15 protein-coding genes are annotated in these 18,921 nt (G+C 66.7%); 5 read left to right on the top strand and 10 right to left on the bottom strand.

The window, feature by feature from the left end; genetic code table 11:
- Positions 1 to 38 precede the first annotated feature (38 nt).
- Positions 39 to 2,264 (bottom strand): bifunctional (p)ppGpp synthetase/guanosine-3',5'-bis(diphosphate) 3'-pyrophosphohydrolase, encoded by a 2,226-nt coding sequence (locus tag CLD20_RS01265; RefSeq protein ID WP_224404779.1) that lies wholly within the window; start codon positions 2,262 to 2,264, stop codon positions 39 to 41.
- Positions 2,265 to 2,427: 163 nt separating this feature from the next.
- Entirely contained in the window at positions 2,428 to 2,799 is a 372-nt protein-coding gene (gene rpoZ, locus CLD20_RS01270) for a DNA-directed RNA polymerase subunit omega (RefSeq protein ID WP_224404780.1), read from the bottom strand.
- Between the two features lie 181 nt (positions 2,800 to 2,980).
- Here rpoZ and CLD20_RS01275 point away from each other — a divergent pair, with 181 nt between their 5' ends.
- Together CLD20_RS01275 and CLD20_RS01280 are read left to right on the top strand one after the other, a co-directional pair.
- A complete protein-coding gene (locus tag CLD20_RS01275) occupies positions 2,981 to 3,613 on the top strand; it encodes an NYN domain-containing protein (protein ID WP_224404781.1) in 633 nt (210 codons plus the stop codon).
- 76 nt (positions 3,614 to 3,689) lie between these two features.
- Entirely contained in the window at positions 3,690 to 4,358 is a 669-nt protein-coding gene (locus tag CLD20_RS01280) for a uracil-DNA glycosylase (RefSeq protein ID WP_224404782.1), read from the top strand.
- Positions 4,359 to 4,379: 21 nt separating this feature from the next.
- On the opposite strand, the gene smpB is transcribed toward CLD20_RS01280, so the two are convergent.
- Both smpB and dapA read right to left on the bottom strand, forming a co-directional pair.
- Positions 4,380 to 4,853, bottom strand: a complete 474-nt coding sequence (gene smpB / locus CLD20_RS01285; RefSeq protein WP_224404783.1) for an SsrA-binding protein SmpB — start codon at positions 4,851 to 4,853, stop codon at positions 4,380 to 4,382.
- 12 nt (positions 4,854 to 4,865) lie between these two features.
- Positions 4,866 to 5,744 carry a 4-hydroxy-tetrahydrodipicolinate synthase gene (gene dapA / locus CLD20_RS01290; RefSeq protein WP_224404784.1) on the bottom strand — a complete coding sequence of 293 codons (879 nt, stop codon included), beginning with the start codon at positions 5,742 to 5,744 and terminating at the stop codon, positions 4,866 to 4,868.
- A gap of 121 nt (positions 5,745 to 5,865) precedes the next feature.
- On the opposite strand from dapA, the gene CLD20_RS20300 reads away from it, so the two are divergent.
- Together CLD20_RS20300 and CLD20_RS01300 are read left to right on the top strand one after the other, a co-directional pair.
- The gene (locus CLD20_RS20300) at positions 5,866 to 8,349 is read left to right on the top strand and encodes a lytic transglycosylase domain-containing protein (protein WP_304504339.1); all 2,484 of its coding nucleotides are present in this window, start codon (positions 5,866 to 5,868) and stop codon (positions 8,347 to 8,349) included.
- Between the two features lie 76 nt (positions 8,350 to 8,425).
- Positions 8,426 to 9,331, top strand: a complete 906-nt coding sequence (locus CLD20_RS01300) for an alpha/beta fold hydrolase (RefSeq protein WP_224404785.1) — start codon at positions 8,426 to 8,428, stop codon at positions 9,329 to 9,331.
- 550 nt (positions 9,332 to 9,881) lie between these two features.
- Here CLD20_RS01300 and CLD20_RS01305 read toward each other — a convergent pair.
- Positions 9,882 to 11,105: a porin gene (locus CLD20_RS01305; RefSeq protein WP_224404786.1), complete on the bottom strand. Its 1,224-nt coding sequence runs from the start codon at positions 11,103 to 11,105 to the stop codon at positions 9,882 to 9,884.
- A 373-nt stretch (positions 11,106 to 11,478) separates the two neighbouring features.
- Positions 11,479 to 13,839, bottom strand: coding sequence for a bifunctional diguanylate cyclase/phosphodiesterase (locus CLD20_RS01310; protein ID WP_224404787.1), 2,361 nt, complete (start codon positions 13,837 to 13,839; stop codon positions 11,479 to 11,481).
- A gap of 536 nt (positions 13,840 to 14,375) precedes the next feature.
- Here CLD20_RS01310 and CLD20_RS01315 point away from each other — a divergent pair.
- Positions 14,376 to 15,305, top strand: coding sequence for a helix-turn-helix transcriptional regulator (locus CLD20_RS01315; protein ID WP_224404788.1), 930 nt, complete (start codon positions 14,376 to 14,378; stop codon positions 15,303 to 15,305).
- 85 nt (positions 15,306 to 15,390) lie between these two features.
- On the opposite strand, the gene CLD20_RS01320 is transcribed toward CLD20_RS01315, so the two are convergent.
- The 4 genes from CLD20_RS01320 to CLD20_RS01335 all read right to left on the bottom strand — a co-directional run bounded on the left by CLD20_RS01320 (position 15,391) and on the right by CLD20_RS01335 (position 18,919).
- The gene (locus CLD20_RS01320) at positions 15,391 to 16,218 is read right to left on the bottom strand and encodes a substrate-binding domain-containing protein (RefSeq protein WP_370636726.1); all 828 of its coding nucleotides are present in this window, start codon (positions 16,216 to 16,218) and stop codon (positions 15,391 to 15,393) included.
- 34 nt (positions 16,219 to 16,252) lie between these two features.
- Positions 16,253 to 17,038: an ATP-binding cassette domain-containing protein gene (locus CLD20_RS01325; RefSeq protein ID WP_224404789.1), complete on the bottom strand. Its 786-nt coding sequence runs from the start codon at positions 17,036 to 17,038 to the stop codon at positions 16,253 to 16,255.
- Entirely contained in the window at positions 17,031 to 17,738 is a 708-nt protein-coding gene (locus tag CLD20_RS01330) for an ABC transporter permease (protein ID WP_224404790.1), read from the bottom strand. The genes CLD20_RS01325 and CLD20_RS01330 overlap by 8 nt, the downstream gene beginning before the upstream one ends.
- Positions 17,739 to 17,989: 251 nt before the next feature.
- The gene (locus CLD20_RS01335) at positions 17,990 to 18,919 is read right to left on the bottom strand and encodes a metal ABC transporter solute-binding protein, Zn/Mn family (RefSeq protein ID WP_224405044.1); all 930 of its coding nucleotides are present in this window, start codon (positions 18,917 to 18,919) and stop codon (positions 17,990 to 17,992) included.
- Positions 18,920 to 18,921: the final 2 nt, after the last annotated feature.

Here is an 18,921-nt window from a genome sequence, read left to right on the forward strand (position 1 = left end):
GATACGCTGGCGTCGACTTGCACATGGCACCCATCCGCTCAGCCGTTCACGCGGGAAACACCGCTGACCACGGACCGCGCCCTCAGATTGCGCATGATATGGTTCAGGTGCTTGAGGTTCCAGACTTCGAGATCGATTTCAAGTTCGGTAAAATCGCGTCCGCGTTCCAGCATCCTCAGGTTGTCGATATTGCCCTCGCTTCGCCCGATCGCTTCGGCGATCTCGGCGAGCGAGCCCGGCTCGTTGATCGCCGAAACGCGGATGCGCGCCGGAAAGCGCTCGCCCGATTCGTCCGGGATATCCCAGCGCACGTCGACCCAGCGGTCCGGCTCGTTGTCGAAGGCCGTCAGCGCCGGCGACTGGATCGGATAGATGGTGATGCCCTCGCCCTGGGTCAGGATGCCGACGATACGGTCGCCCGGCAGGGCCCCGCCTTCCGGGGCGAAGCGCACCGGCATGTCGCCACTCGTGCCTCGGATCGGCAGCGCGCCCTGCTCCGCGCCGCTCTCCGCCTCGCCGTTGCGTTCCTTGCGGCTTCGCCCCGGCAGGCGGAAGTTGATGCTCCTGAGCGATTCCCCCCGGCCCGTGCCGGCCTTTCCGCCCGCCTCCAGGCCGGCAGGCAGCACCTTGCCGGGAAACAGGCCCGCCATCACCGTATTGGCCTCCGTCTGGCCGCGGCCGATGGCGGCCAGAAGGTCTTCCACGTCGTCGAAGCCGAAGCGGTTGACGTGCTCCCGCAGATGCGCCTCCGACCAAGGCTCGTCGATCTTCTCGAAGGCACGGTGGAGGATGTGTCGGCCAAGCCCGGCATATTGCTTGCGCACATGCGCGCGGGTCGCCCGGCGGATGGCGGCCCGCGCCTTGCCGGTAACGACGACCGATTCCCAGGCAGGCGGCGGACGCTGCGCATCGGAGCGCACGATCTCCACCTCGTCGCCGTTCTCCAGCGGCGTCACGAGCGGCGTCAGCTTGCCGTTGACCTTGGCGCCGACGCAGGTGTCGCCGATATCGGTATGGACGGCATAGGCGAAGTCGATCGGCGTCCCCCCGCGCGGCAGGGCGATAAGGCGCCCCTTCGGGGTGAAGCAGAAGACCTGGTCCTGGAAGAGCTCCAGCTTGGTGTTTTCCAGAAACTCTTCCGGCGCGTCGCCATGGGCGATGTGCTCGACCGTCTGCCGCAGCCAGGCATAGGCCGAGGATTCGCGCGCCAGGCGCTCGCGGTCGGCGGCGATCCCGTCCTTGTAGAGCGGATGGGCGGCGATGCCGTATTCGGCGACCCGGTCCATCTCCCAGGTCCTCAGCTGCAGTTCCACGCGTTGCTTCTCCGGCCCGACCACCGTCGTGTGCAGCGACTGGTAGCCATTCTGCTTGGGGGTGGAGATGTAGTCCTTGAAGCGGCCCGGCACCATCGGCCAGGCCGTGTGCATCGCCCCGAGCGCGCGATAGCAGTCGCCGAGATCGGAGAGAAAGATGCGGAAGCCGAAGATGTCGGAGAGCTGCTCGAAGCCGATCGCCTTCTTCTGCATCTTGGAAAAGATGGAATAGGGCCGCTTCTGCCTTCCGCGGATTTCCGCATGGATGCCGGCCTCCAGCAGCCTCTGGCGAAGCGCCTCCTCGATCGTCTCGATATCGCTGCCGGTCCGCTTCCTGAGGTCCGCAAGCTTGCCGGCGATGGTGGCGTAAGCGTCGGGAAAGAGCGCGCGGAAGGAAAGGTCCTCCAGCTCCTCGCGCACGGCCTGCATGCCCATGCGCCCGGCGAGCGGGGCGTAGATCTCCATCGTCTCCTCGGCGATGCGCCCGCGCTTGGCCTCCGGCACGTACTGGATCGTGCGCATGTTGTGGAGCCGGTCGGCGAGCTTGACGAGAAGCACGCGGATGTCGTCGGCGACGGCCAGAAGCAGCTTGCGGAGGCTTTCGGCCTGCCGGGCCTCGCGCGAGACGAGGTCGAGCCGGTCGATCTTGGTAAGCCCGTCGACGAGCTTTGCGATCTCCGTGCCGAAGAGATGGTCGATCTCGTCGCGCGTCGCGCTCGTATCCTCGATCGTGTCGTGCAGCAGGGCGACGGCGACGGAAGCGTCGTCGAGCCGGAGATCGGTGATGATCGCCGCGACTTCGAGGGGATGGGAGAAGTAGGGGTCGCCCGAGGCGCGCTTCTGCGTGCCATGCTTTTGCATGGCATACACATAGGCCCTGTTCAGAAGGTCCTCGTTGACAGCGGGGTTATAGGCGGCCACCCGCTCCACGAGCTCGTATTGACGCATCATGCGCGGCGCGCCTGCAAAGCTTCAAGTTTCTCCGTTAGGACCTTGCAGATATAGGCTTACCAAAGCCTGAGCGCATCCTTCAAAAGAAACAAAAGCCCCGCCGGGGCGGGGCTTCTCGCCGCGGCGCGTGCCGCGGCATCTCGCAAAAGGGCGGCGAAGGCCTTTAGTCGTCGCGCCGCTCGGGCGGATCGAGGCTTTCCAGGCCGCGCAGGAGCTCTTCCTCGCTCATGCGATCGAAGGTGACCTCCTCGGTGGCGCCGCCACCGTCGGCCTCGATCTCCTCCGGCGCCGGCTCCGGCTCGTCGATCTCGACGAACTTCTGCAGCGAATGGATGAGATCTTCCTTCATGTCCTCCGGCGAGATCGTCTCGTCGGCGATCTCCCTGAGGGCCACGACGGGATTCTTGTCGTTGTCGCGATCGATCGTCAGCGGCGAGCCGTTCGAGATCATGCGCGAGCGGTGTGCCGCCAGCAGGACGAGCTCGAACCGGTTGTCGACCTTGTCGACGCAATCTTCCACGGTGACGCGCGCCATGGATCAGCTCCTTGAAAACGTTCGGTTCGGGATTTGGGTCTCCCTTAGGCGCTTTTCAACAGCCTAGCAAGGTGTTGTTCGGCCGCTGCCTTGAAAGTGCCCGATCGATGTCATACCGGGTCAGACGGCGGCAAAGTTGCGCCCCATTTCGATAAAAACGCATATTGATCAGGAGTTTGCCATGCTGGATGCAAGGGAGAAGGTTGCCCTCTTTCTGGACGGCGCCAATCTTTACGCCACTTCGCGTTCCCTCGGCTTCGATATCGATTATCGCCGTCTTCTGAAGAGTTTCCGTGAAAAGGCATATATCCTGCGCGCGGTATACTATACGGCGCTCGCCGAGGAGCAGGAATATTCCTCCATCCGTCCCCTGATCGACTGGCTCGACTACAACGGCTACCGCGTCGTCACCAAGCCCTTGAAGGAATATACGGACGCGCAGGGCCGCCGGAAGGTGAAGGGCAACATGGATATCGAGCTTGCCGTCGATGCCATGGAGGCGGCCGACCATATCGACCACTTCGTCATCTTCTCCGGCGACGGCGACTTCCGCTATCTGGTGGAGGCGCTGCAGCGCAAGGGCAAGAAGGTGACGATCGCCTCGACACTCAAATCCTCCCCGCCGATGATTTCCGACGAGCTTCGCCGCCAGGCCGACCATTTCATGGAACTCGCCGACATGGAGGACGAGCTCGGCCGCCAGGGCGGCCAGCGCCCGGCCCGGCCGGCACGCGCCGAGGAGGCGGAGGAAGAGGAAGAAGATTACGAGGAGTATTACGACGAGGAGGATGAGGACGATCCCGCCGACCGCTGAGCGGCCAAAGCTGAGCGTCCACCTTTGAGCGGCCGACCGCTGAGCGGCCGCCCCTTCCCCGATCAGAAAAGCCGTCATGCCCGCCAGATCCGCCGCGCGCCCCGCCGCGACCACGACCGAACCGTCCGCCGACTGCCCGCTGTGCCCACGCCTCGCCGCCTTCCGGCAGGAATGGCGTGAGAAGGAGCCGGCCTGGCACAATGCGCCGGTGCCGACCTTCGGCGCCGGCGATGCGCCGCTTCTCATCGTCGGCCTCGCGCCGGGACTGCGGGGCGCCAACCGCACCGGCCGGCCCTTCACCGGCGACTTCGCCGGCGACCTCCTCTATGCGACGCTGATCGAATACGGCTTTGCGCGGGGCGAATACCGCGCCGATCCCGAGGACGGGCTGACGCTGACGGGCGCGGCGATCACCAATGCGGTGCGCTGCGTGCCGCCGCAGAACAAGCCGGTGGGCGCGGAGATCGCCACCTGCCGGCCGTTCCTTTCCGCCACGATCGACGCCAATCCGAAAATAGCGGCGGTGCTCGCCCTCGGCCGCATCGCCCATGACAGCGTGCTGCGCGCGCTTGGCGTCCGCCTGAGGGACGCGCCCTTCGGCCACGGCGCCGTGCATGAGCTGGACGGGCTCAGGCTCTACGACAGCTACCATTGCTCGCGCTACAACACGAATACGGGCGTCTTGACGGAAGCAATGTTCCGCAGTGTCTTCGCGCGGATCAGGGAAGATATCGGCTGCACCTAGAGGCGCGGCCGGGCGCAGCTTCTAGCCCAACTCCTTCAGGAGCCGGTTCTTCTCACGCTGCCAGTCGCGCTTCTTTTCGGTTTCGCGCTTGTCGTGGCTCTTCTTGCCCTTGGCGAGCGCGATGGCGAGCTTGGCGATGCCGCGGTCGTTGAAGTAGAGCCGCAGCGGCACGATCGTCATGCCGTCGCGCTCCACGCCCTGGGAAAGCCGGGCGATCTCGCGCTGGTGCAGGAGCAGCTTCCGCTTGCGCCGCGGATCGTGGTTGAACTGGTTCGCCTCGACGTATTCGGGGATGTTGCCGTTGATCAACCAGATCTCCCCGCGTTCGGGGCTGACATAGGATTCGGCGATGTTCGCCTTGTTGCGGCGAAGGCTCTTCACCTCCGTGCCGACCAGCGCCAGGCCAGCCTCCATCGTCTCGCCGATTTCGTAATCGAAACGGGCGCGGCGATTGTCGGCGACGAGCTTGCCGCTGGTTGTGCTTTTCTTGGCCATCAGCCGGTTGCGCTAGTTGAGAAGCCCCGCATGGCGCAGAGCGTCCTTCACTTCCCTCTGTGTCTCCTCGCCGACCGTGGTGATCGGTGAGCGGACCTCCTCGCTCATCTTGCCGAGGATGGACAGCGCATATTTGGTGGGCGCAGGGCTCGGCTCAAGGAAGAGGGCGCGATGCAGCGGCATCAGCCGGTCCTGATAGGACAGCGCGGCGGCGAAATCGCCCGCCATGCAGGCCTCCTGGAATTCCGCGCACAGCTTCGGCGCGACGTTCGCCGTCACCGAGATGCAGCCATGCCCGCCATGGGCCATGAAGCCGAGCGCCGTCGGATCCTCGCCGGAGAGCTGGTTGAAGCTCTCGCCGATGGCCTGCCGCTGCAGGCTGACGCGGCCGAGATTGGCCGTCGCGTCCTTCACCCCGACGATGTTCTCGCAATCCTCGAAGAGAGCCTTCATCGTCTCCACGCTCATGTCGACCACCGAGCGCGGCGGGATGTTGTAGATGATGAGAGGCAGCGAGATGGCGTCCGCAACGGCCTTGAAATGGGCATACATGCCCTTCTGGCTCGGCTTGTTGTAATAGGGCGTGACGACGAGCACCGCATCGGCCCCGGCCTTCTCGGCATGCTCGGCGAGCTCGATCGCCTCGCGTGTGTTGTTCGAGCCGGCGCCTGCGATCACCGGCACGCGCCCGGCCACCAGTTCCACGGTGAGCTCCACGACCCTTTTGTGCTCGGCATGGGAAAGCGTCGGCGATTCGCCGGTCGTGCCGACCGGCACGACGCCATGGCTTCCTTCCTCGAGCTGCCAGCTCAGAAAGCCGCAGAACGCGTCTTCGTCGACCTCCCCGTCCCGCATCGGCGTGACGAGAGCCGGAATTGACCCCTTGAACATAACTTGGCCTAAAAATCCTGCCTTTGACTTGGCCGCGGACGATAGTGGCGCGCCCCGGCAAGAGCAAGCGCTGCCCTTCCCGCAGGATCAGGGGCACCTCCGGCAGGAGAAGCGGAACGTCTTGAAGCTGACGCAGAGGAGCATCGTGGCGCTCGCCGCCTTCGCCTTGTGGTTGCCGGCGGCTCTGCCGGCGGCGCTCGGCATGGCCGGCCTCGCCAGCGTGATCGCCCCCGCCCCGGCGATGGCGGCCGAGGCCCGTCCGAGCCTGCCGAAAGCCCGCCCGGCCGGCGACGGAAAGGCCGACGAGCTGCCGCGTCCCCGCCCCGCCGGAGACGGCGCGGAGAACGCCGAAGCCACGCCCCCCACGGATGCCGCACTCGCCGAAGAGCCGGTCGCAGCGGAGACCGGAGCGAGCGACGCCGAGGCCGAGGCCCCGGATCTCGCCTCGGACACCGCAAGCGCCGCCGACGACAAGGCGCAGGAGACGGCGACGGCACCGGACGAGCCGGCCGCAACCGCTGCCGAGGGCGAGACGGCCATTGCATCCGCCGAGCCTGCACCGGCGCCCGAGCCGGAAAAGGCAGAGGCAGCAACGCAGGCAGGCGAACAGCTCGCCTTTTTCGGCCCCCGCCCGCGTCCGCAGCCGGAAGGGGCGGCAGCGGCCCGCCTCGCGCGCATCAAGAACGACAGGCCGCCTTTCGGCTTTGCCGATGCGAACCTTCTGAAGCGCGGGCTCGATCTCGTCACGGGCGACGCCTATACCAGCGCACTCGCCTTTTCGCGGGAACTGCCGTCGACATTCGACCGCAAACTGGTCGCCTGGTTCGTGGCGCGCGCACCGATCTCCGGCCTTTCCGCCGCCGAGATCGGCGCCGTCCTGGAGCGCCACCCCGACTGGCCCGAGCCGGAGCTTCTGGAACTGCGCGCCGAGCAGGCCTTTTTGCGCTCCGGCCCCGGCGACGGGGCGGTTCGCGATTACTACGCCTCCCACCAGCCGCTCACCGACGACGGCTGGCTGAAGCTTGCCGATGCCTATGCCGATGCCGGCGAGACCGGCCGCAGCCGGCCGATCGTCCGCCGCCTGTGGCGCGAGAAGAACCTGCGTGAATCGCTTTCCGCCCATATCCTGGCCGAGCACGCCGCCGCGCTATCGAAACAGGACCATCTCTTCCGCTTCCGCCGCCTGCTCCTGCAGCGAAGGAGCGGCGATGCGATCAAGGTCGGCCAGGCGATCGGCCCCGGCTACGACCAGCTTGCCCGCGCTGTCGCCGGCGTGATCGCCCGCAAGAAGGGCGCCGAGGCGAGCCTGATGGCGCTGAAGGACCGGTTCCGCGACGAGCCCGCCTTCGAATATGCGCGCGTCCTGCTGCTCCACCGCGACGGGCGCAACCTCGACGCCGGCCTCCGTCTCGGCCTCGTCACGCGCGATGCGGCCGGGCTCGGCGACGGCGACCGATGGTGGGAGCTGCGCAAGGACATCGCCCGGGCGCTGCTCGACGCGGGCTATCCCGCCCTCGCCTATTCCGTCGCCGCCACCCATGCCGCCGTCTCGCCGGAAGATCTCGTCGAAGCCGAGTTCCATGCCGGCTGGCTGGCGCTGCGCTACCTCGATTCGCCACGCGCCGCGCGCGGCCACTTTGCGCGCATCGCCGCCGTGGCGACCCAACCCCGCTCGATCGCCCGCGCCTATTACTGGCTCGGCCGTGCCCATGCGGCCGCCGGCGCGGAGACGATGGCGCGCCTTGCCTATGGCCGGGCCGCCGAACACGGCGCCACCTATTACGGCCAGCTCGCCCGCGATGCGCTCGGCATCGCCCATACCGGGTTGGAGATGCGCCCGCGACCTTCCGCGCTCGACCGGCTGCGCTTTGCCGCCCGCGACGAAGTCCACGCCATCAAGAGGCTCGCGGCCGCCGGCCATTCCTTCCGCACCCGCCCCTTCTTCCTGGCGCTCGGCGACAAGCTGAAGAGCCCGGGCGAGCTCGCCCTTCTCGACACGCTGGCGCGCCGCATCGAGGAGCCGCATCTCGGTATGCTGGCGGCCGCCCGCGCCGATGCCGAAGGCGTCGATGTCGGCGCCCTGAGGGCCCCGCTCATCGTCGTGCCCACCGATATCCCGCAGCCGGACATCGTCGATCGCGCCCTGCTCTACGCCGTCTCCAAGCAGGAGAGCGCCTTCAACGCCTCGGCGACGAGCCATGTCGGCGCGCGCGGGCTGATGCAGTTCATGCCGGCGACGGCCCGCTCCACGGCGCGCCAGATCGGCCTGCCCTTCTCCCTTGTGCGACTCTCCTCCGATCCCGCCTACAACGCCACCCTCGGCGCCGCCCATCTCGGCGAGCTTCTCACCAACCTGCGCGGCTCCTACATCATGACCTTCGCCGGCTATAACGCCGGCCCCGGCCGCGCCATCGACTGGGTGAGGCGCTATGGCGATCCCCGCGGCGGCGTCACCGACCCAGTCGACTGGGTGGAGCGCATCCCCTTCGACGAGACGCGCAACTACGTGCAGAAGGTGATGGAGAACCTGCAATCCTACCGCAGCCGCCTCGGCCACGCCCTGTCGATCACCTCCGACCTGAAGCATGGCGAGCCGATCCGCTAGAGCGGGGCCCGTTGCCAGCGCGTGCTTGAACCACCGTCAGAATCCGCTATTGCGGGCAACGGGTTTGGGGAAGGCAATGGCCGCGGAAGCCGACGTCGAAGAGAAGATCATGCATGTGCCGGCGCAGGACGGGCTGAAGCTCGGCCTGCGTTTTTACGGCGAATGGCACGCGGAGCGCCTGCCGCTCGTCTGCCTGCCCGGTCTCTCGCGAAACGCCCGCGACTTCCAGCGCCTTGCAAGCTTCTTCGCCGGCCATGCCGAAGCGCCGCGCACTGTCGTCGCTCTCGATTATCGCGGCCGGGGCCTCTCCGGCTACGACCGCAACTGGAAGAACTACCACCCTCTCGTCGAGACGGCCGACGTCGTCACGGTAATGACCGCGCTCGACATCCCCGAGGCCGTCTTCATCGGCACGTCGCGCGGCGGCCTCGCTGCGATGATTCTGGGCGCCATCCGCCCGAAGCTGCTCGCCGGCGTCGTGCTCAACGACATCGGGCCGAAGATCGAGGGCACGGGCCTTGCCCGCATCAAGAACTACCTCGGCCGCATGCGCCCGCCCCGCACCTGGGCGGAAGCGGAGGAACTGGTCCGCCAGATCAACGGCCGCACCTTCACAGGCGTCGACGACGAGGACTGGAGAGCCTTCACCGAGGCGATGTTCGTCAAGGTCGACGGCGAACTCAAACCGGACTTCGACCCGAACCTCATGAAGACGGTGCAAAATCTCGACCTGGAGGACGAGGTCCCGACGCTGTGGCCGCAATTCGCCAGCCTCGCGAAGATCCCGGTCATGTCGATCCGGGGCGCCAATTCCGACCTTCTCAGCCCCTCGGTCGTCGACGAGATGGCCCGCAGGCATCCTTCGATGGAGCGCCTCACGGTGCCGGGCCAGGGACACGCGCCGCTTCTGCGCGACCGGCCGACCCTCAATCGCATCGCCGCCTTCGCCCGCCGCTGCGACGAACGGCGCGCCGCAGCCTGAACCGCCGCGCCGCGATCACCGGGACACGGAGCTCCGGCGCCGGAATGGCCCGAACTTCCCGCCGGGGCCGATAGCCCGAGAGCCTCTGTCTCGGAAGCTGCGCTCTCCGCACACCATCAGCCCCATCCGGCCGTGTCGCCGCCCAGCGGCAGCCGCCGCACGCCGATTGCGGCATGGCAAGCCGTCACGCCGGCAGGGCAGCATCCCGACGACTGGCAAGGGAAGAGATCCGCCCCCACGCGTTTGCCGCAGCACCTGATGCGGAGGCTGGAGCCGCTCGCGACAAACGGCGCGCAAGTTCGCGGCTGGAAAGCGCGAGATGCTGGGTGAGACCGGGGAGAAAAGAGACGAGGAGAACGGCCGGGGGGCGTTGCGGCGGGGGCGCATCCCGATGCGGCCCGGCAAAAGCGCGCCTCACGAAGGGGGCATCACGAAGGGGAACGAAATCCCCCGCGGGGCTGGGCGAAGCTGCTGCGCAAGGCTCCCCCCAAAAAGAAGAAGGCCCGGCGTTTCCGCCGGGCCTTCCCTTGGATCTGATCGCTTTAGGCGATTAGAAGGTGCGCTGACCGCGAACCATCAGGCCGAAAGCGTCGGCATCCGCAGAAGCCGTGCCAGCAGCGAAGTCGACCGAAGAGTAGGCCGCTTCGACGCCAAGCAGGAAGCCGGAGACCGGGGTCCAGGCAACGTTGGCCGCAACGCCCCAGAGGTCGAAGTCGACGAAGCCGCTCGTGGCAGCGTTGTCCACATCGCCGTAGGAGGCCGAGATCGAGGCCGTCCAGTTGGTGGCGAAGTCAGCGGAGATACCGCCGCGGACCGTCCACGCGTTGGAGAGGCTGACGCCAGTCGCCGCCGTGTAGCCACCGTCGGTGACCGTGCCGGCAATGATGCCGCCGTAACCGGCCGAACCGCTCATGATGTAGCCGACAGCGCCCTCGGAGTAGCCAGCCTGGCCACCGACCTTGAAGCCGGTACCCGGGACGGCAACCTCGGCGCCAGCGCCGATCGCCCAACCGAGCTCGGTGTCGCCCGCACCCGGGCCAGCACCACGAACCTCACGCAGGGCACCCATGACCTGGGCAGAACCCCACCCCTGATCGACGCGAATGTTCGCGATCAGATCCGGGTAACGGTTGCCGCCGTAGAGGCCAACACCGCCGCCGCGACGACCGTCAGACTTGGAGTCTTCCAGCGAGAGAGAGGCCGAAACGCCGTTGCCCACGTTGAAGGTGTAGGCCATGAGCGTCTGCTCGCCCGTCGGATCGTCCGTGCCGATGCGGGTGTCGAACGCGTAGGTCGCCCAGTAGTCGAAGAACGACGAGGCATGACCGAACGTGAACGTGCCCATGTCGTTGGAGATCTGGATGAACGCAGTCTCCAGCGTCGTGCCTTCGGTGTACGTGTCGCCGAAGTTGGACGGGCCAAGCGTCTGGTAGATGCCCAGGTTGGCGCGCAGCATGCCGAAGTCGGTCTGGTTACGGGCGTCGAGACGCACGTAGCCACGAGCGCGGCTGGTGTAGTTGTTGAAGTTACGATCGGTCACGCCGATGTTGGAACCGACCGGGGGATCAGCGTCCACCCAGTGCATTTCCACGCGGACCCGGCCGCCGACCTTCAAGCAGGTGTCGGTGCCCGGGATGTAGTAGAAGCCCGTGCCGAAGGCGTCGCAGATGCGGACGTATTCGACCGGCTCAGCGATCGGCAGATCGGCTGCCTGAGCGCCGGTAACGGCCACCATGGCAGCCGCAGAGCCGAAGAGAAGGCTCTTGAGTTTCATTGTAGACCTCCAGTCCAAGTTGCATGAGCCGGGGTTGTCAATCCTTGGTCCATCGCCTTGTTGGCTCCGGTTCTCAAGGTCGGCTTCCCCGCCCTGAACCTCTTCTCTCGAAGAAGTGGGCTGCCTCATGGCTGCCTGAAGCCACACTATGCATCCGCCTTGCACAGGCAACACCAGATTGGGGTCGCCACACCCTTTGCCTGTCGATGTTGCACAATTGCCACGAGCAGACAGACCCCCGAATTCTCCGCTCCGTCGGGGCGAGGAGGCCGGGCGCGGGCCGGGGATTCACCGGGCGTTGGAGACGCCTCGCGGCGAGGCGAACGATGGGAAAGGCGCCGTCCCGCTAGCCTGGCGGCGGCTTTGCCGCGGCTCAGCCTGTGGCGGCGACGCCAGACTGGCGGGCGGCCGACTGCCCGCGGGCGGCGAAAACCTCGGCGTCGAATCGTTCGAAAGACACGGCAGGCGCGAATGCGGGGCCCTGGAAGAGGCGGCAGCCGGCATCCGAGAGTTCGGCGATCTGGCGCGATGTCCTCACCCCGCCGGCCACGGCGACAACGTCGAGGCTGCGCGCGATTCGCAGAATCGTTCGCGCCACGGCGCGGTGATTCTCGCTCTCCTCGATCCCGTGCACATAGGAAGAAGCGATCTTGATCTCGTCGAAGGGCAGGAGCTTGGCCGAGCCGAGCGCGACGAGGCCGCTGCCGAAATCGTCGAGCACCACCCGCACGCCGAGAGCGCGCAGCCGGCGCATCTTGTCCGCCGCGACGGTGAGGTCGCCCTTCATCACGCCTTCGGAGACCTCCAGCTTCAGCCGGCGGGGATTGGCCCCGCTCTGCCGCAGGAGCCGGCCGACGAGACGCAGGAGGCCGGGCTCGCTGAAAAGACGCGGGCTGACGTTGAGGGAAAGGCTGAGCTGGCTGCGCTCGGGATCGGCGTCCCATTGCGCGAGGATTCGGCAGGCCGATTCGACGGCAAGACGGCTCAACGATTCGCCGAGCCCTCCCTCCTCGGCCAGCGCCGTCAGTTCGGCCGCCCCCATCGGCGCTTCCTCGCCGCGCTGCCAGTGAAGAATGAGTTCCGCTCCCCGGCATTGGCCGTCGAGGTCGAACTGGCCCTCGAGGTCGAAGCCCACCTCCCGCTCATCCAGCGCCCGGCGCAGCTCCGACACCGCTTCCGCGCGCCGGCTGACGACCTTCTGCATGCGCGGCGCGAAGAACCGTAGCGCGTTGCGGCCCGCCGCCTTGGCTTCATACATGGCAAGGTCCGCCCGCTTCAGCACCTCGTCGGAATCGGCGCCTTCGCCCTCTACGAGCGTGAGGCCGACGCTGCAGGTGGTCTGAAAATGCCGGCCGTTGAGCAGGCAGGGCTGATCGATCGCTTCCAGCACCTTGCGGGCGACCGTTTCGGCATGGCGCATCGCCCGGGTCGCGCTGTCGCCGAGATCCTGCAGCAGCACGACGAATTCGTCGCCGCCGAGGCGCGCGACCGTGTCGACCTCGCGCAGGCACTGGCGCAGCCGCTGCGCGATGGAAACGAGGAGCAGGTCGCCCACATCGTGACCATGGGTGTCATTGATGAGCTTGAAATTGTCGAGGTCGATAAAGAGCAGCGCCCCGTGGCTGCCGTTGCGCCGGCTCGCCGCCAGCGCCATCCGCAGCCTGTCGCGCAGCATCTGCCGGTTCGGCAGGCCGGTCAGCGAATCGAAATAGGCGAGCTCGTAGATCTGCCGCTCGTTCGACTTGATGGCCGTCACGTCCGAAATGAAGCCGTGCCAGAGGATGGAGCCGTCGCCCTCGCGGTCCGGCACGGCCCGCCCTGAGAGCCAGATCGTGCCGCGCTCGGGATGGTTGACGCGAAATTCCAGGTTCCAGGGCGTCATCCGCGCCGCCGAGCGCGCCAGGCTGTGTTCCAGGCGGTTGCGGTCTTCCGCATGGATGACGGCGAGCAGATCGGAAGCGTCCTCGCGCACCATCTGCGGGGCGACGCCGAAGAGCGGCTCGAGCCCGAGCCCCGCATAGGGCATGGCGAGGTGGCCGTTCGCATGGCGGCGGAACTGGAAGAGACAGGCACAGATGACGGCGCCGATCTTCTGCAGCCGGTCGTGCAGCATCAGCTGCTGGACGGTGGCGGTCACCTCCCGGACGGTGCCCTCATAATAAAGAGGCGATCCCGTCACCTCGTCGCGCACGAGATGGGCGTTCTCCTCCACCCAGATCCGTTCGCGCGTCTTGTGGCGATAGACCTCCGAGATGAAGCTCTCCACGCGCCCCTTCTCGAAGAGGATGCGCTGAAACTCCGCGCGCCGGCCCGGATCCACATACCATTCGGTCGCGATGTCGCGCACGCCGGCCAGCATCGCCGCCTCGCTCTCATAGCCGTTGAGGCGGACCAGCGAGGGATTGGCGGCGAGCTGCCGCCCGTCCGGCGAGGAGCGATAGACGCCCTCGGAAATGTTCTCGTAGATATTGCGAAACTTGCTTTCCGCCTGGCGCGCGGCCTCCTGCAACCGCATGCGATCGCTGATGTCGGTGGCGATGACGAGGATTTCGCCGTCGCCCCCCTTGCACGAATAGGCCGTGAGACTGATCCAGAAAGGCCGCGCTTCTTCGTCGAGAAGGCGCAGCTCCAGGGCGAACTCGGAAATCTGCCCGGCGCCGAGCGCGGCAAGGCTTTCGGCCCAGCGCACGGCTTCCGGGCCCGCGCCCTCGAACAGCGCGCCCGTCGGGCTCATATCCTCGTGTCGCCTGAGAATTTCGTAGAAACGCGTATTCGCCCGCAAGACCGCATAATCCCTGCCGCGGATCTGCGCTGCACCGACAACATTCTGATCGAAGATCGAAGGTCCGCCCGCCGCAAACGGCGCGGAGCCAGAAGGTAGTTTTGCAGGCGCCCAATCGGCGCGCATAATCGTCACGGCATTTTCGGTCACTTCGGCGGCCCCTCCGACCCGTATGCCTCACATATCGCCCACCAAGATGACTAATTCCCTAGGGGAAGGACGCACCGCGGGTGGATTTCCCCTAGCGTAAATGGAGCGCTAACGGTCCACGCGCCCCCCGCGCTTCTCGCTGCTTGAGACCTTCGCCTCCTCCACCTTGAATGTAAATTATACTTTATATCGGCTGCGATCTACTATTTTCGCAGGCAATATGAAGTCAGATCTGAAGTTAATTTTAGTTAAATTCGATACTGCGGGTTCGTCGCGGAGCCCTAGATTGAGGGATCATACCTCTTCCAAGCCCGCGGGGGATGCGGCATAGCCAGCCGATGCAGGAATTCCTTACCACCCGCGAACTCGCCGAACTGCTGCGCATCAAGGAGCGCAAGATCTATGAGCTTGTGGCTGAAAACCGCATCCCGGTGGTGCGCGTCACGGGCAAGTTCATCTTTCCGCGCGAGGCGATCGCGGCCTGGTTGAGGGCGAGCACGGAGTATGGTCCGGAGCTGACCGGCGTGGCCGCCGCGCCCGCCGTGGTGGTCGGCAGTCACGATCCCCTGTTGGACTGGGCGCTGCGCGAGGCGGGTACGGAACTGCCCACCTATTTCGACGGCAGTTCCGACGGGCTGGAGCGATTTTCCGCCGGAAAGGCACTCGCTTGCGGGATGCACTTGCCGGCGGAGCCGGCCGGGGCTTCCGATTCTGTGGAAAGATGTGAAGAAGCGTCCGGCGACCTTCCTTCCGGAAACCGGCATGCCCTTGCGCGCGCCATGCCGGTGGAACCTGTCGTGCTCCTGGAATGGGCCCGCCGCGAACAGGGCTTCGTCCTTCCGCGCAACAATCGCAGGAAGATCGCCTCGCTTGCGGACCTCGCCGGCAGGAAGATCGCGCGCCGCCAGGAGGGCGCGGGCAGCCGCCGCCTCTTCGACGTTCTCGCCGCCTCCCAGCCGGGCCTTGCCGAAACGCTCACCTTCGTCGACCCGCCGCCGCGCAGCGAGGCCGACGTCGCCCAGACCGTCGCAACCGGCCATGCCGATTGCGGCCTCGCCATTCGTTCCGTCGCCGCCCAGTACGACCTCGGCTTCCTTCCCATCGCGACGGAACGCTACGACATCGCCGTGCGCCCGCGCGACTTCTTCGGCGCCGCCATGCAGAAGCTCTTCGCCTTCGCCCGCACAGAGGCCTTCCTGCGCCGCGCCGAGGAACTCGGCGGCTATGACGTATCGGGCCTAGGCCGCGTTCATTTCAACGGCGGCTGAGGCGCCGGCAGCCAGACGGCCCGTTCCCACCAGGGAGAACGGGCCGCCCAACGCCCCCGTAACCCGTGCCCGCCGCTCGTGGGCCTCACTTGCCCGAAGCGTTCGGGAAGAAGAGCTGCTGGCCGGCGACGCGGTAGTCGGCGATCGCCCCCTGCCCGTCTTCGGAAAGCAGCCAGTCGATGAATTCCTGTCCGAGTTCCGTCTTGGTGCTCGGGCAGGTTTCGGGGCTGACGAGGATCACCCCGTACTGGTTGAAGAGCTTGTCGTCGCCCTCCACCAGGATCTTCAGCTCGCCGCGGTTCTGATGGGCGATCCAGGTCGCCCGGTCCGTCATCGTATAGGCGTTCATCGCCACGGCGGTATTGAGCGTCGCGCCCATTCCCGAGCCGGTCTCGCGATACCAGCTGCCGGAAGCGGCAGAAAGGTCGATGCCGCTGCCCTTCCAGAGCGACAGCTCCTTCTTGTGCGTGCCGGAATCGTCGGCGCGCGAGGCGAAGGGCGCCTTCGCCTCGGCGATCTTGAGAAGCGCCGCCGGCGCGTCGGTCATCCCGGCGATACCCGCCGGGTCGGAAGGTGGACCGACGATGACGAAGTCGTTGTACATGAGGTCGAAGCGCTTCACGCCGTAGCCCTCGGAGACGAACTTCTCCTCCGCCGGTTTGGCATGCACGAGAAGCACGTCGCCGTCGCAGTTCTGCGCGTTCTTGATCGCCTGCCCGGTGCCGACCGCGACGACCCGCACCTGCGTGCCCGTGCGTTCCTCGTAGACCGGGAGCAGGTAGTCGAGGAGACCGGAATTCTGCGTCGAGGTCGTCGACTGGACCACGATGTAGCCCTGCGCGTGCGCCGCGCCGGCAGCTGCCATAAGCAGCGCGGCGAGCGCGAGGCGGGCAATCGGTTTCGCTAGTCTCATCAGGTTTCCTCCTGCTTGTCGTTGATGCGCTTCGTCAGGCGAGAATCTCGCCGGCGAGATAGGCTTTCGCCTCGCGGCTCTGGGGCTCGCGAAAGAACCGGGGCGCCGCGGCCCTTTCGGTGATCCGTCCGCCGGAAAGGAAAATGACCTCCTCGGCGAGACGGCGGGCCTGGCCGATGTCGTGGCTGACGAGGACGCATTTCGTGCCGGCCGCGGCGGCGCTGCGGACCATCGCCTCGATGGCGACGGCCGATCCCGGATCGAGGCTCACCGTCGGCTCGTCGAGGAAGAGGATGTCGGGCTTCAGCGCCAGCGCGCGCGCCAGGGCAAGCCGCTGCTGCTCGCCCCCGGAAAGAAGCCGCGCCGGAGAGCGGGCGAGCCTCTCCAGCCGTGCCGCTTTCAGCGCCTGCCCGGCCACGATGCGCGCCTGGCGGCCCGGCAGGCCGCCCGCTTTCAGGGCGAAGACGAGATTGGCAAGGACGGAACGGCGCAGGAGAACCGGCTTCTGGAAGACGAAACCGAGCCGCAGCGCCCGCGCCCGGTCCGGCGGCATCCCCGCCCAGCTCACCTCGCCCGAATCGGGAAGCTGCAGGCCGGCGAGACAGCGCAGAAGAAGCGTCTTTCCGGCCCCGTTCGGCCCCATGATCGCGGTGATGACGGCGCCGTCGAGAACGATCTCGTCGATATCGAGAAGTTGGCGTCCGCCACGCTCCATGGTGAGCTTGTGGCCGATGATCGGCAGCACGCCGGTCGTCACGAGAAGGCCGGTCCGCGGAATGTCGGCCGAGCCTCCGGCAAAGGAGAAGCGGGCCTCAGCCATGGGCCGAGCGCAGCGCCCTGCCGCCCATCAGCGACACGACGATGTTGACGGCGATCGCGATCGAAACCAGCAGGACACCGAGCCCGAGCGCGAGGGCGAGGTTTCCCTTCGAAGTCTCCAACGCGATCGTCGTCGTCATCACCCGCGTCACATGGTGGATGTTGCCGCCGACGATGATGACGGCGCCCACTTCCGCGATCGCCCGCCCGAAGCCGGCGAGCATCGCCGTCATCAGGCTGAAACGCGCATCCCAGATGAGCGTCGCCACGGAGGCGAACGGGCCGATGCCGAAGACCCGGAGCTGGTCGTCGTATTCTTCCTTGAGGTCGCCGATCGTCTGGCGCGTCAGCGCGGCGATGATCGGCGTCACCAGGATGGTCTGGGCGATGATCATCGCCAGCGGCGTGTAAAGGAGGTCGAGGACGCCGAACGGACCGGCGCGCGACAGGAGGAGGTAGACGGCAAGCCCGACCACCACCGGCGGCAGGCCCATCAGGGCGTTGAGGAAGACGATGATCGCCGGGCGACCGGCAAACCGCGTCACCGCCAGGATCGCGCCGAGCGGAAGGCCGATCACCGCCGCCGCCAGCACGGCGCCGAGGCTGACCTCCAGTGACAGCAGGACGATCTCGATGAGATCGGCGTCGAGGGACACGACCAGACGGAACGCTTCAGCAAATGCCCCTGCAAAATCCTGCATAATCTCTTGTTCTGTTCAAATATTGAGCGAGATAGCGGAAAGAAGGACGCTAGCAGCGCCAGAGCGCGCCAGCAAGCGGCCCAGACTCCGTCAGGTTAGGACGCAAAGAGCGTCAGGGAGCCGTCAAAACGAAACGGCAGCCCGGATCTCTCCGGACGGCCTGTGTCGGCATTCGTGACGCCATGGCATGGCGATTTAATTGTATATACAATTAGCGTTTCAATCTTCTCGCTTTGGCGGCCGCGCTCCCGTTAGTTGGCCAGACAGGCCTTCAGCGCCTCGGCGTTGCGCCGCATCAGGGTGAAGTAGAGGTCCGGCCCGTCGGCAAGATCGGCGCCGAGCGGATCGAGCGTGCCGCTGCGCGCCCCCGTCCCCTCGGTCACCGTGCCGATGACCTTCGGCGTGAACTGCGGCTCGGCAAAGACGCAGGCCGCGCCCAGCGACTGGATCTTCTGGCGGATTTCGCGGATGCGCTGCGCCCCGGGCGAGACTTCCGGGCTCACGGTGATGGAGCCTGCCGCCTCCAGCCCGAAACGGTTCTCCAGGTAGTGGAAGGCGTCGTGGAAGACGATGAAGGGCTTGCCCTTGACGGCTTCAAGATCGGCCGCGAGCTCCTTCGTCAGCGCCTCGAGCCTGCCTTCGACGGCCGCCGCATTGGCGTTGTAGGTCTCGGCGTTGGCGGGATCGGCTTCGGCAAGCGTTGCCGCGATCTCGCGCACCATCGCTTCGGCATTGGCCGGATCGAGCCAGACATGGGCGTCGGTCTCGCCCTCTTCATGCTCCTCATGCTCGTGCGCCGCGCCTTCGTGCTCGCCGTGATCGTGGTGCTCGAAGGTGCCGCCCTCGCGCAGCGCCAGATACGTGACGCCCGGCGCCTCGCCGAGTTCCACCGCTTCGGCGCCGGAAGCGAGCGTCTCCAGCGGCCCGGCGAGAAACGTCTCGATCTCCGGCCCAACCCAGAAGACGACATCGGCCTCCTGCAGCGCCGCCGCGCCGGAGGGCCTCAGCGCATAGGTGTGCGGCGAGGCCGCCCCCTCCACGAGGAGCTTCGGCGTGCCGACATCCTTCATCACCGCGGCGACCAGCGAATGGATCGGCTTGATCGAAGCGACGACGTCGGGTGCGGCCGCGGCGCTCCCGGCAAGCCCCGCCCAGAACAGAGCCGCTCCGACCGCACGGATTG

The sequence above is a fragment of the Afifella sp. IM 167 genome, from assembly GCF_020144925.1.
Classification (GTDB): Bacteria; Pseudomonadota; Alphaproteobacteria; order Rhizobiales; family Afifellaceae; genus Afifella.